The organism is Streptomyces sp. NPDC017936 (assembly GCF_044328485.1).
Lineage (GTDB): Bacteria > Actinomycetota > Actinomycetes > Streptomycetales > Streptomycetaceae > Streptomyces.
The window spans coordinates 32,012-44,576 of sequence record NZ_JBIRHK010000017.1 but is presented as its reverse complement, the minus strand read 5'-3'; the positions used below and the strand labels follow the sequence as shown (position 1 = coordinate 44,576).

Below are 12,565 nucleotides of genomic sequence, written 5' to 3'. Positions count from 1 at the left end.
CGCCAGACGCTCACTGCTCAGAGTGGCCGCAGGCCGGCCCGAGCCCGCCCCCAGGTATCAGCCTGTCTGTGTGGTGGTGATGTCTTCGGGTGTCGGTGACTGGTGCATCGCGTGGTGGGGTCGTGGGCCACGGCTTGGTCGTCTTTTCGAAGTGGCCGGGGTGACGTGGGCCGGGTGAGTCGGATTCGCGCTATGCGACGGGATGTTCTCGATTCCGGGGCGTTCCACCCGGTATGGCGTGGGCGTCATCCGATCGGCCCGCTGGTGTGCCCGGTCCGCCTGTGCCGGATGCCGGGGGCCGCATACCCACCGTCTGCCGGGGGGAGAGATCCTGGATGAGACGGCACTCCTCGGAAAGGAGGCTGATCCCTCGGCGGGCGGCGTCTTGCACCCTGGTGGAGTGGGCCAGGGCGGCGGGGGCATGTCTCATTCGGCCGGGGCGAGAAGCGGCACCGTCGCCTCGCGGTCCCGTGAGGCGTCGTAGGGGACTTCGGCCGTGTCGGCTGCGGCCGCAAGACCAGCGATGGACAGCCGCTGCAAGCGGGCCGCGGTCGCCTGGTGCGTCTTCTGCAGGCTCTGGTGGTGCAGGACGTTGCCTTCGCGCAGCAGGTTCGGGAGATCCCCGCCGCGTCGGTGGCCGGGGCGGCCGCAGCCAGGTCGAGGAGGCGCTGGGTGGTCGTCATCATGAGCAGCGTCCCTCCTCGAGGGCGGTGAGAAAGGGCACCGGTCGGGTGGTGCTGGGCGGCGAGGCGGACGGCTTGGCGGGGCGGCTGCTGCAGCGTGCGGCGTACTTGTCTTTCCCGCAGGTCCGTATCGGGGCCGTCGCCCGGGAGGACGGTGCCGGGGGCGGGGCGGCGAGCAGACGGCTTTTGGACCCGTGATCAGGTCCTTTTCGGTCGTCCTGGTGGGGCGCCGGGGCGCCGGGGCGCCGCGGGGGTCATTGCCGGGGTCGGGGCCCGGCGCGTTTGGGGGTCCCGACCGGCACGAGGTCTCGGTTTTTGGGGCGGTGGTTCGGGCTCAGGCGCGCTGCGTCCAGTCCTGGTCCAGGCGGTCGGCGAGGCCGGCGGCGGTGAAGGCGGCCTCCAGGTCCTCGCGGCCCTCGGTGAAGTGGGCCCAGCTGTCGTGGTGGACCGGGACGACGCGGCGGGCGTCGAGGATCCGGGTGGCCTCGGCGGCCTGGGCGCTGTCCAGGACGATCAACTCGCCGTCGAAGATCATGGGGAAACGGGGTGCGCCGGCGAACAGGACGGCGGTGTCGACCGGGGCGAAGCGCTCGGCGATCTCCTTGACGGCGTCGAGGGAGGCGTTGTCGCCACTGACGTAGACCGTGGGCAGGCCTTCCCCGGTCAGGACGAAGCCCGAGGACCGCGCCGCATCCAGGCACACCCCACCGACCAGGCCGTCAGCCACGCACTGGCCACCCTCGCCGCCGACGCCGCCGACCTGCTCACCGGCCCGGACGCGGGTCTCCTCGCCGCCTGCGGCTCCGCCCCCTGCGACCGGTTCCTCCTGCGCACCCACGGCCGGCGGCACTGGTGCTCCACCCGGTGTGGCGACCGCGCCCGCGCCGCCCGCGCCTACGCCCGCCGCAGCGGTACCTGACGCGTTTCACGTCTTCGTCGCGAGGGCGGAGACCGAGCACATCCGCCCGCGATCTCTTTCGGCGGCGCACCGCCGGCGCGGAGGCAGAGCTGACCGGCCGGTGCGGACGCGGTCAGCGATGCGCCCGTCGGACGCGGCTGGGCCGTCATGCGTGGTCTCCAGACGGACATGGAGCGGGGCCTGGACACGGACCAGTGGGCCCCTTCCGGCCGGGGGGAGAGGGATCAGGCGAGGGAGGGGTGGCCGACGCCGACGCGTTCGGTGGAACGCATGAGGTGGGCCGGCAGCGCGTCTATGGAGACGGGGAGGCGGCAAGCTGTCGAGAATGCGAGGTGACGATCGGGCAGGGTGGAGGGATGCCTGAGTCGTCCTTGCCGGGGGGTTTCGTCAATGCTGTGGTGCGTGTCGGGGACACGGTGCGCCGTCCGGCCTCTGCGCGCACGAAGTTCGTGGGTGATCTGCTGAGGCTGTTCGAAACCGGTGGCTGGGACGGAGCTCCGCGATATCTCGGTGCGGACGACACGGGTCGTGAAGTGCTCAGTTACCTTGATGGGCACGTGGCGTGGGAGCCGCGGCAGCCTGCTGCCGTGTCGGCGGACGAGAGTCTGGTGGCGGTCGCCCGGCTGGTGCGCGAGTTCCACGATCTGACGGCCGGCACCCCACTGGCTGGAGACCACGAGGTCGTTTGTCACAACGACCTGTCGCCCAAGAACACGGTCTATCGGCTGGTCAGTGGCGCGCTTCGGCCGGTGGCGTTCATCGACTGGGACCTTGCGGCGCCGGGCGCCCGGATCCATGACGTCGCTCATGTCTGCTGGCAGTACCTCGGTCTCGGCCCCGCCGTGGCCGATGTCGGGGAGGCGGCCCGGCGCATGAGGCTGATCGCTGACAGCTACGAGTTGTCGGACCGGCAACGTCTTGTGCCCACGGTCTTGTGGTGGCAGGACAGGTGTTGGCGGGGCATCGAGACTGAGGCTGATGCGGGAGACGTCGCCATGGTCCGGCTTCGTGATGGCGGGGTGGTGAGGGAAGTCCAGAGGGCCTGTCAGTGGGTTTCCGATCACCAGGGTGCTTTGGAAGGTGCACTGCAGTGAGCGCGTGGCGGTAGTCGGTCCGGGCCGGGGAGGCTTTCTGTGCAGGTCGGTCAGAGTGATGAAGGCGCGTTCAATGTCCAGCTCCTTGGGTGTCGGGCCGGCAGAAGTGGGTGTGTGGGTGAGGCGTTCTGCGCGGGCCATGAGGGCTTCGCGCTCGTCGTCGGTGAGGTCGAGTTGTTCGAATATCTGCCGGACCGCAGACATGAGGGTCTCCGGGCGGGGTGCGGCGTCGGCTGGCCCGGCACCGAAGGGGGCGAGGAAAGGGGAGGAAGCGGTGCGGTGCCGGCAGGCGAACCGGTGCCCCATGAGGTGGTGCGGGTGGAGGGGGCCGGTGCGGCAGGTGGTGATCGGCCCGGCGGTCCGTTCTGAGCCGTGGAGCGGTGAAGTCGTTCTCGAGATCGGGCGCAGGGGTCGCAGGTTCAGGAAGAGGCGTGTCATCAGCCGTCATGACGCCGTCCTGTCCGGCGACGGCGACGGCGACGGTGACGGTGATGGTGACAGCGAGTGCGGGCCGGGTGCCGGGACGGGGCTCATTCCGCGGACGCGGCACCGGCGGCCGTGGCGGGCGCGGCGCAGACGGCGACGTGGTGCACGTGCCCGTGCCGGCCGAGGTATCCCTCGCCGATGGTGGTGATGGCACCGGGTTGCACGGTGTGGCACGGTCCCTCGGCGCCGTCCTGGTAGACGACCTTCACGGTCATCGTTTCGGCGCAGGCGTTCTCGGCCTGTGTGTACCGCCAGCTCTCGTGCACGGCGAGACAGGAGGGGGCCGGCTCCGTGGCCGGGAACGCGGCGGAGGCCGGGCCGGCCGCCATGAGCGGCAGGAGGAGCGCCCCTCCTGTACCCGCACCGGCCCATCGACGAAAGATTTGCATGCGCATGACTGGTCGCTTTCTTTCCCTGAGAGTGTGTCATTTCCTGAACACACAGGCCCCTGTGAGGGAGCGATGCGTTCAACAGCCGAAAGCTTTCAGGGGGAGTGGTCGGGCGCAACACGGTGTCCGTGCTTCCGGTCAGGGGGCAGTTTCATGCCCGCGCTCACGTGACCTGTGCGAACGCGGCGCGGACAGTGGAACGGTCGGGGTGACCGTTCAACCGTTTCGTGTACACCAGGAGGACAGGCGTGATGATCCGCAGGTCGCGGCCTTGTGGGCGGGCAAGGGCCTGCCGGGTCCTGCAAGGACTTCGGTGACGCATCGGTCCGGTTCTTTCCGTGCGTTCACCCGCCGTCGGGGCGCGGCACCGGCACCGCGAGGGCCCGGGCCGCGTCCGGGCCTCCGGCGGCCGGGATCCTCTGCCTTGCGACCGGCCCGCTGCCAGGGGGTGCCGCGCTTGTTCTTCTCTCCGGTGTGGGTGGCGGCGAGGGACTCGCGGAAGGCCTCGTGGCGCAGCGCGTCGGTGACGGCCGAGGTCTCCCGTGCCCGGCGGATCCCGGCATCACCGGTGTGGGAAGGGTGGGCCGGATCCTGGGGTCGCGGGGTGATCTGCGCCCACCGGCCGGGGGATAGCGGGTGGAGGGCGTGCGGGCCCGGCGCTTCGTCCGTGTACGTTGCCGCGGTCTTTGTCCACCAGCGGCCCGGAGCCGTCACCACGGCATCGGGCAGCAGCCGCGCGGTGATCTCCCGGTCCACCACGTCCGCGCGCTCTTGTCTGTTCAGGTTTTCTCCGGCGTCCTTCCCTGACGGGGCCGGTGATCCGTGCGTACTGCTGCCGACCCCACAACCGATGTAGCCGAACCCGGTCGACGCCTCCGCCGCTCCAGCGGCGTTGAGCACGGCACGTCCTTCGGGGCCCGGGCCGGGGCGGCCCGCGGTGCGGTGTGTGCGTGGGTGCCGCGTCCTCGCCACCGACGCGGCTGCTGCTCACTTCGGGTGCGCGGTGAAGCCGGCCGTACGCGTCGGCACGGTGCGGTTGCCGTCACCGGCTGACCGCGTCGAGGAGGTGGGGGCCGTTGTTGCGGACGTTGTTGACGGCCGTGGAGACCGGGCGCGCATCGAGGTGTCCGCCGGCGGGCCGGCCGAGGAGTGCGCGCAGTTCGTCGGGGTCTTGGTGTGTGGGGTCGAGCCAGGCCTCGTAGTGGTCCTCGGCGAGCGCCAGGGGCATGCGCGGATGCACGCGGCCGGCTGCGTCGGTGGCCTCGGTGGTGATGATGGTGCAGGTCATCAGCCAGGCGGCCGGGTCGTCGTCCTGGGTGACGGCCGGGTCGCGCCAGTACTCGTACAGGCCGGCGAGCGCCATCACCTGGTCGTCCTCGGGGTGGATGAAGTAGGGCTGCTTGTGGGCCTTGCCGGTGGCCGGGTCCTTGCCGGGCTGCCACTCGTAGAAGCCGTCCGCCGGAAGCAGGCAGCGGCGTTTGAGGAACGCGCGGCGGAACGCCGGCTTCTCGTGCACGGTCTCCACCCGGGCGTTGATCATCCGCGCGCCGATCTTCGGCTCCTTCGCCCAGGACGGCACCAGGCCCCAGCGCAGCGGCCGCAGCTCCCTCAGGGGCGCTGCGGCACCGCCGTCGTCGCGTGGGGCGCGTTCCAGGACGGCCCAGACGTCGTTGGTCGGGGCGACGTTCCAGTTGGGTGCGAGCGCCTCTGTGGAGGGCCACTCGGCGACGTGGAACAACTGCGCCAGGTCCTGCGGGCGCCGGGTGGAGACGTACCGACCGCACATGCGACCACTCTCTCACCGACCGGCCCCTCGACGAGGCACCGGGTCGGTGACCGGGCGGACGTGTCCTTTGCCGGGCCGCCGGGGGAGAGGCAGTGCCGCGATCCCGCCCTGTCGCCTGCAGACCCCCTTGAGCGCCTCTTTCGTGCCGTACCCGGAGTATCCGCCCGGCGCTTCTGGCCGGGCAGGGCGAGACGGTGACGGCGCGGCCGTTCTGTGTTCCCGCCGGCCCCCGGGCGGAAAGGAAACATCGTGAAGAGCGTCGGGGACGGCCTCTCCGCCCACGACGGCCGCTCGCCGAGGCTGCCCGGCCGCCGCGCGGGTGAGGCCGCCTGGCGGCCGGGATGGTTTTAGTGGCGGGCCGCGGGCGGGCAGGCTCATGGGTTGTGCCTGTGCGGGGCATCGGTTTTCGGTCGTGGACCTCTGCGTGTGTGGCCGGTTTCACTGGCCCGTTGGCGGTGGGGGGTGCCGGTCGGGTCCGGCGCCGTGGGCATCGTCGTCGTGGCCCGCCGTTCCCGATCGCATCAGCCTGTGGGGACTGCGGCTGAAGATCTGCCAGAGATCCGGCCAGTGGGCCGACGTCCGTCCGTTCCACTTCCTGCCCGGCATCACCAGCCCGCTGCGCAAGGCCGACGACACCGAACTCGACTGGGTCGTCGTCCGCGAGAACAACGAGGGCGAATACGCCGGTCTCGGCGGCTGCAACCTCTTTGGCCGCGGGCCCGGTGGCGAAGTCGCCGTCTCAGGCCTGTCCGGCCGATCATGCGGCTGATTCTGTACCGGTCTGATCCGGGGGTCGGGAGGGACACAAGGAAGCGCCGGGCCGGAGGATTCTTGGCGCGCTGGCCCTGGTAAACAGTGACTGGTGGGTATCCAGGAGCGTGAACGCAAGATGTACCGGCCGCTGCGGCGGGCCGGCCTCGAGGTGATCCCGGACGCAGTGCCGGACGGCACGATGCCGTTCGTCTTCGGATATCGCCCCGAGGACATCGTCGGACGCTTCTCCCACCGGTACGAAACCCCACGGCTCGTCGAGCGTCTCAACGAGGACTGGTACGACCTGGCGGTCTCCTCCGGTCTTCTCGACCCCCGGCGCGAGTTCCTCGTCCTGCTTCCCCACGGCATGCACACGCACCAAGCCGCCCTGCAGAAGAGGAACCAGCCCTATGGCCGCCGTGCCGCACCGGAGGTCTGGACCCGGGTCCGGCTCATGGACCGCTGGGACATCATGGGCCGGGGTGCGGCATCGGCGTTCCTCGGCGTACGTGCGGGCCACCCGGGCTTCGGCATGATGGCGCTCGACAGCAGTGTGTACATCAGCTGCTCGACCGGCGAGGTCGGTGTCGACGTGGTCGCGGTGTGCCACCCGGCCCGCTCTGAGAACGTCCTGCAGGAGCTGGAATGGTACGCACATTGGGACTGTCCCCGCGCCGACAAGGAGTTGCAGAAGCGGATCGCCGTCTGGCTCGCGGGCCGCGCACCGGGGACCATCAGCCGTTCCGACCGATGACCACGCCCCCGGCGGCGAGGTCGGCAAGATTGTCACCTCCAGCTGATCATGTGACTACTCCGTTGTCGAATCGTTCACGTGGTCATGGGCGGGGTGACCTGACGGATGCCGAATGGGAGCGACTTCGGTCGTTTCTGCGTGTCAGTAACGGTCGTTGTGGAAGGTGGCGGGATCACCGGCAGGTGATTGACGGGATTCTGCACCGGGTGCGGACCGGGGTGCGGTGGCGTGATCTGCCCGAACGGTTCGGGCCGTGGAAGACGGTCTGTGAACGCCACCGCCTGGGGCCGGCGGACGGGGCCCGGGAACGCCTGCTCCGGCAGGTCCAGGCCGGGGCCGATGCGACGGGTGAGATCGACTGGGACATTTCCGTCGACTCCACCATTGTGCGAGCGCGTCAGCACGCCGCCGGCGCCCGCACCGACCCGCCGCCGGCTCCCTCCTCAAAGGGGGACGTGCCGGCAGAACACCAGGACGAGACGCCGTGGCAGAGCCTCGTCGCCCGCCTGGCGGAGGTGGTGCGGGAGGTGAGGGCCTGGGCCGCTCGCGGGCGGGTTCACGACCAAGCTCCACCTGAGCGCGGACGGCCGCTGCCGCCCGCTGTCTCTGGTCGTCACACCAGGTCAGCGGGCGGACTGCACCCAGTTCAAGCCGGTCTTGGAGAAGATCCGAGTGCCCAGACCGGGCCTGGGACGACCACGCAAGAAGCCAGACAGCCTTGCGGCCGACAGGGCCTACAGCAACGGCCCCATCCGTGAGTACCTGCGGCGGCAGGGAATCCGCCACACCATCCCGGAGAAGACCGACAGCCAGGCGGCCCGCCTGCGCAAAGGCGCACGCGGTGGACGGCCGCCCAGTTTCGACGAGGACCGCTACAAGAAGTGCAATACCGTCGAGCGGGCGATCAACCTCATGAAACAGTCCCGAGCGGTCGCCACTCGCTACGACAAACGCGGCTACGTCTTCCCCGGCACCGCCACCGCCGTGGCCGTCGCAATCTGGCTCCGAACATGAACTACTACGCGACCCAGCAGTAGACGCCTTGGTTCTGGCGCCGGGCGCTGCTGACGGGAGCAGCCAGATCGCCCATGATCGCGTCGGCGATCTTCGTGCCGATGACCTCGCCGTCCTCCGCACGCAGCCGAATCCACGAGGCGGCGACGTCTCGCAACCTGGCGTGCCCGGCGTCCGCGAGTGCAGTGGACAGGCGAGGCGAGAATGCGAAGACGACGCACCCGTCATTGTCCTGGCCGGCGACGATGCGGGGCTCACCAGCCTCGACGAGTTCCTCGAAGCTGCCGTCGGCCAGAAGACATTCCCACTCCACCACGGCCTCTTCGGGATCGAAGTTGCCGAAGGAGAGCGACTCGAATGCCCGTCCCGGCCCGGACTGGAGGGCCAGGTGTCGTCCGGCGCCATGAAGAACTTCACGATGACGCTCACCCGGGCATCATGCCCGACTGCCTACAGCCATGATCGGCCGGACAAGTCCTGGTCAGCCCTGTTCACCGAGATCGGCTGCGAACGCATCGTCCGCTTCGCCTTCGGCCTCGCACGCACCCGCACCCGCACCCGCTGCAAGGTCTCCTCGGTCACCACACCAGGAGCAACGCCCAGCAGTACGGCATGGTCCTGTGGGACGACGTCTTCCAGCGCGCCGCCGCCGACTGCCCCGGCGTCGAGACCGAGAGCGTCCTGGTCGACGCCATGTCCGCCCAGTTCGTCCTGCACCCCGAGGACCTGTCGGCCGTCGTCGCCTCCGACCTCAACGCCGACATCCTCTGCCACCTCGGCAGCGCCCCGGCCGGCAGCCTCGGCCCGGCCGCCGGCGCCAACCTCACCCCCGAACGCCGCTTCCCCAGCATGTTCGAACCCGTCCACGGCTTTGCCCCCGACATCGCCGGACAGGGCCCTGGCCAACCCCGTCGGCGCGGCGACCGAATACGCGCCTCGCCGACGAGGTCGAGTCCAGCGACGACGTACCGGGCGGTGTCGCAGCCGTGGTCGTCGGCCTTGACCGGCTCCTCGGGCTCCGCCCTGTTCGTCACTGACGGCCCCGCCGGCTTCCCCCCACGTAAGCGGGCACCTCGTCGACGAAGCACAGCGGCCGGTTCGTCTCGGCGAGCTGCTCGTCACGCTTGACCGAAAGCGGCGCGCAAGGTCGCCGGAAGGGCAAGCAGACCGCCGTGGGCGGGCGGTACGCGGTGCGGCGCGTGCCACACCGCGGCCACCCGGTGCGCCCGCTCGCCGGGCACGTGTCGTACGGGCACGGCGTCCTTGCGGGCCTGCTCGCCGGCCGATGACGCCGGGCCCTTGGCCGGGAGCGCGCCGCCCTCCGTGCGGCACGCCGGCAACGTCGCTCGGGTGTGTTCACACCAAGAGCGCAGGAAGCCCCGTCGGGGCAGGGTGACCAGATGGGTCTCCTGCCCCGACGGGGCTCGGTCGGCCGGGCGCGGGTCACCGGCGCCCGGCAGGGGCCGGTACCGTGTGCGGCGCTCTCCGGCTCAGCCGAAGTTCACGTCGCTGCACCACATGTAGGCCTGGTCGAGGTGCGAGGCCTGCCAGATCACGAACAGGATGTGGTGTCCGGTGTAGCCGGAGGTGTTGACGTTGAACCTGATGTCCTGCGCCGGGGCGAAGCGGCCGGTCTGCGTGATGAAGTCGAGGTTGCCCCAGCCCAGGGTCTGGGTCTTGGGGTTGAAGCCCTGCTTGCTCACGTAGACCCTGAAGTAGTCGGCGCCGTGGGACGCCTGGTCGTACAGCTGGACCGTGAAGTTGTTGCTGACGTTGGTCGTCTTCCACTGCCCGGGCTTGTCCAGGCTGGCGTTCCTCGAGAGGTTGTTGCTGCAGAGCGTCCCGTCGGGGGTCCGCGCCTGGAACTGGCCACCGAGGCCGTCGCGGAGCGCGCTCATCCAGTTCCACATGGTGTCGGGGTTGGCCTGGAACGCCTGGTAACACATGGGGTCTTCGGTCTGCATGGCCGGGCTCGTGTGGTTGCTGCCCCACGTCTTCCAGCACTGGTACGCGCGGGAGGCGGGGTTGACGATGGTGCCGTGAGCCTGGGCGGGGGCCGACCAGGCCAGTGCGCCGACCACCACGGCGAACACCATGACGAGCGCCTGGAGAGGCCGGCGGAGGGACGACCGTGAACGCCCGGTCAACGGACTCTGTTTGCGCATGTGGGGGGACTCCTTCCAGTGGCAAAACTGTCATGGGAGCGCTCCCAACGTACGTCTTCCGAGTGAAATGTCAATGAAACAAACAAAGTTGATCACAGGGGCGGGCGGTGAGCAGGGAACCTGCCGTGAGCCGGGAGTCAGAACCGTTCCCGGGACCGGAAAGCGAGGACGCGGCCTGGACTGGTGTGCGGGGCGATGCCGGGGAGGGGAGTGCGCAGCACGGCAACGGGACCTGGTTCTGGCGTGAGGGCTGTCCGGTTCCACCACATCAACCGCTCCGGGGCCGGTGCAGGCTCTGTGCGTTGGCTCCAGCCGCCGGTGGGGACTGGCGTGGAGCGTAGTGGTCGGTCTCCTGCTCATGCTCGTGGGGCGGAACGTCACCGATCGCACGGTGGAGGCGCTGACGGTTGAACCGGTCGGCCCATTCCGCGGTGCCGAGTTCCACGTCGGCCACGCCCCGCGGGCCGGGACCGATGTCGTCGTCTGCCCCCACCTTGACCGCTGTCCGGGCCCACGCACTCGCGGTCGCCGCCGGACACGTCCTCCTCCACGCCGTGCCCCGCCTGACCGCCGGCACCGTTCGCACTCGCCGACCACAGCGGCGCCCCGCACCCGGCCCCCGCTCGTCACACCGCCGCCCGCGGAACTCGGTCGGCGGGTGCCGGCCGCCGGTGAGCGCGACAAGGGATCTGCACGAGCCGGTGCCGTCGTGCGTCCTCATCGCGCGGCCGACGCCAGGTAACCGGGACAGGCCCGCCAGGAGCTGCCGTCCGATTGCGGCAGGCGGATCGCGGCCGTGCAGCCCTCCACCTCGCTCCAGGACTTCTGGGCCCGGGCCCGGCCGAAGCTGCCGAACGCCGAGCGGCTTGTCCGGATCCGTGCGCTCGACCACCTCAAGGGCGAGGCGTCACGGCGGGACCTGCTGCTGCAGGCGACCGGGCTCCACCGCCACGCCCGCACCCGTCCCGGCACCGGTCACCGCACGACAGGGCATCTCCGCAGGGAAGGTGGAGGAGCCCCTCGCGGCGTCCTCCGACGAGGCGGAGACCGGCGTACCCGAAGCGTCCGCCGGACGTCCGGCGACCCTGAAACCGACCGCCACGCGCTGAGGCGCGGCGGGTGCACGTTCCGGCCCGGCGCCGTGCTCGTCGCAGCACGACGCCGGACCACGCACGCGAGAGCGGCGGGGTCCCGAACGGTCCGCCGTCCGTTCAGCTCGACTCGCGGACCACGAGGTCGTTCGGCATGATGACCGGCTTCCTCGGGCCGCCCTTGATGAGCGCCAGCAGCAGACGCACCGTCGCGGTGGCCTGGTCGGCCATGGAACTGCGCACCGAGGTGAGCGCGGGCGTGGTGTAGGCGGCGGCCTCGATGTCGTCGAACCCGACGACGGCCACGTCGTCGGGGACCCGGCGGCCCGCCCGGTACAGGGTGCGCAACGCCCCGATGGCCATCAGGTCGTTGGCCGCGAACACCGCGTCGAGGTCCGGGTCGTCCTCGAGCAGCTGCCGCATGGCCTCCGCGCCCGACACCCGGGTGAAGTCGCCCAGCGCGACGATCGAGCGGCGCCCGGTGTCCCGCAGGGTCGCCCGGTACCCCTCCAGCCGTTCACGGGACTCGTACAGGTCCAGCGGCCCGGTGATGGTGGCGATGCGGCGTCTGCCCCGGTCGAGCAGGTGCCGTACGGCCAGCTCCGCGCCGCCCGCGTTGTCCAGCGCCACGTACGGGACGTCCGTCGCGGCGGTGCGGTTGAAGGACGCGACGGGCAGGCCCATGCGGGCGAGCGCGGCCGGCAGGGGATCGGCGCCGTGCAGCGCCACGAGCATCACGCCGTCCACGTGGCCCCCCGCCACGTAGCGCTCCACCCGGGCCCGGCTCTCGTCGGACTCGGCGAGGATCAGCACCACGCGTCTGCCGACGGCCTCCAACTCCCGGCTGACGGTGCGCACCACGGTCGAGAACAGCGGGTCGTCGGACACCACGCCCTTGGGCGGATCGGAGACGACCACGGCCACGGCGTCCGTGCGGCGGGTGACCAGGTTGCGGGCCGCGGCGTTCGGCACGTACCCGAGTTCCCGCACCGCCTGCATGACGACGTCCCGGATCTCCGGCGCGACGGTGGTCTCCCCGTTGATGACCCGGGAGACGCTCGACTTGGACACGCCGGCCCGGGCGGCGACCACCGCGAGCGTGGGTCGTTTCATCGCCTTCCGATCGCCGGTGCCCGGTCCTCGAGTCCAGGGAGCGTTTTCCCCTCAGGATGACCTCGGCCCGATCCGCCTGTCAACGGCCCCTTTTTCCGCATCCCGGTGGGGGAACTCGCCGTCAACCGACTCCTTCCGGCCGCCTGTCGACGGGTGCCGTGCGCACCGCCGAAGTGGATCTCAGAAACCGTTCCCCGGCACGGCCCGTGTGCGTCAGGGGTGTTACGGGCCTGTTGCTCAAAGTCTTGACAGTCCATCGGGACCGGCTCATTCTCACCCCTCAGGGAGCGCTCCCTCACCCTTCCCCCACTGAGGAGT

The 12,565-nt window shown here is 70.6% G+C and carries 10 protein-coding genes and 3 pseudogenes; 7 read left to right on the top strand and 6 right to left on the bottom strand.

What is annotated here, in order from left to right:
* Positions 1-1,017: 1,017 nt before the first annotated feature.
* Positions 1,018-1,359 (bottom strand): annotated as a pseudogene (locus ACH4F6_RS30290) (MBL fold metallo-hydrolase); the annotation flags it as partial.
* Here ACH4F6_RS30290 and ACH4F6_RS30285 point away from each other — a divergent pair.
* The 3 genes and pseudogenes from ACH4F6_RS30285 to ACH4F6_RS30275 all read left to right on the top strand — a co-directional run.
* Positions 1,351-1,602, top strand: a pseudogene (locus tag ACH4F6_RS30285) (CGNR zinc finger domain-containing protein); the annotation flags it as partial. The pseudogenes ACH4F6_RS30290 and ACH4F6_RS30285 sit on opposite strands and share 9 nt — an antisense overlap.
* Before the next feature lie 239 nt (positions 1,603-1,841).
* Positions 1,842-2,696, top strand: coding sequence for a phosphotransferase (locus ACH4F6_RS30280; protein WP_397963547.1), 855 nt, complete (start codon positions 1,842-1,844; stop codon positions 2,694-2,696).
* Positions 2,697-2,810: 114 nt separating this feature from the next.
* Positions 2,811-3,065 carry a hypothetical protein gene (locus tag ACH4F6_RS30275; protein WP_397963546.1) on the top strand — a complete coding sequence of 85 codons (255 nt, stop codon included), beginning with the start codon at positions 2,811-2,813 and terminating at the stop codon, positions 3,063-3,065.
* 161 nt (positions 3,066-3,226) lie between these two features.
* Here the strand turns inward: ACH4F6_RS30275 and ACH4F6_RS30270 are convergent, their stop codons facing one another.
* Complete coding sequence (locus tag ACH4F6_RS30270) at positions 3,227-3,511, bottom strand: alpha-amylase (RefSeq protein WP_397963545.1); 285 nt, start codon at positions 3,509-3,511, stop codon at positions 3,227-3,229.
* Positions 3,512-4,613: 1,102 nt separating this feature from the next.
* Positions 4,614-5,357: an SOS response-associated peptidase gene (locus tag ACH4F6_RS30265; RefSeq protein ID WP_397963544.1), complete on the bottom strand. Its 744-nt coding sequence runs from the start codon at positions 5,355-5,357 to the stop codon at positions 4,614-4,616.
* A 412-nt stretch (positions 5,358-5,769) separates the two neighbouring features.
* Here ACH4F6_RS30265 and ACH4F6_RS30260 point away from each other — a divergent pair, with 412 nt between their 5' ends.
* The 3 genes and pseudogenes from ACH4F6_RS30260 to ACH4F6_RS30250 all read left to right on the top strand — a co-directional run bounded on the left by ACH4F6_RS30260 (position 5,770) and on the right by ACH4F6_RS30250 (position 7,878).
* A complete protein-coding gene (locus ACH4F6_RS30260; protein WP_397963543.1) occupies positions 5,770-6,126 on the top strand; it encodes a hypothetical protein in 357 nt (118 codons plus the stop codon).
* A gap of 93 nt (positions 6,127-6,219) precedes the next feature.
* Positions 6,220-6,864 (top strand): hypothetical protein, encoded by a 645-nt coding sequence (locus ACH4F6_RS30255; RefSeq protein WP_397963542.1) that lies wholly within the window; start codon positions 6,220-6,222, stop codon positions 6,862-6,864.
* Between the two features lie 62 nt (positions 6,865-6,926).
* Positions 6,927-7,878: pseudogene (locus tag ACH4F6_RS30250) on the top strand (IS5 family transposase).
* Between the two features lie 4 nt (positions 7,879-7,882).
* Here the strand turns inward: ACH4F6_RS30250 and ACH4F6_RS30245 are convergent.
* Positions 7,883-8,194, bottom strand: a complete 312-nt coding sequence (locus tag ACH4F6_RS30245; protein WP_397963541.1) for a hypothetical protein — start codon at positions 8,192-8,194, stop codon at positions 7,883-7,885.
* A 296-nt stretch (positions 8,195-8,490) separates the two neighbouring features.
* On the opposite strand from ACH4F6_RS30245, the gene ACH4F6_RS30240 reads away from it, so the two are divergent.
* The gene (locus ACH4F6_RS30240) at positions 8,491-9,006 is read left to right on the top strand and encodes an isocitrate/isopropylmalate family dehydrogenase (protein WP_397963540.1); all 516 of its coding nucleotides are present in this window, start codon (positions 8,491-8,493) and stop codon (positions 9,004-9,006) included.
* 362 nt (positions 9,007-9,368) lie between these two features.
* On the opposite strand, the gene ACH4F6_RS30235 is transcribed toward ACH4F6_RS30240, so the two are convergent.
* Together ACH4F6_RS30235 and ACH4F6_RS30230 are read right to left on the bottom strand one after the other, a co-directional pair.
* A complete protein-coding gene (locus ACH4F6_RS30235) occupies positions 9,369-9,974 on the bottom strand; it encodes a lytic polysaccharide monooxygenase (RefSeq protein WP_397963693.1) in 606 nt (201 codons plus the stop codon).
* 1,280 nt (positions 9,975-11,254) lie between these two features.
* On the bottom strand, positions 11,255-12,247 hold the full coding sequence (locus ACH4F6_RS30230; RefSeq protein ID WP_397963539.1) for a LacI family DNA-binding transcriptional regulator: 993 nt from the start codon (positions 12,245-12,247) through the stop codon (positions 11,255-11,257).
* Positions 12,248-12,565 lie beyond the last annotated feature (318 nt).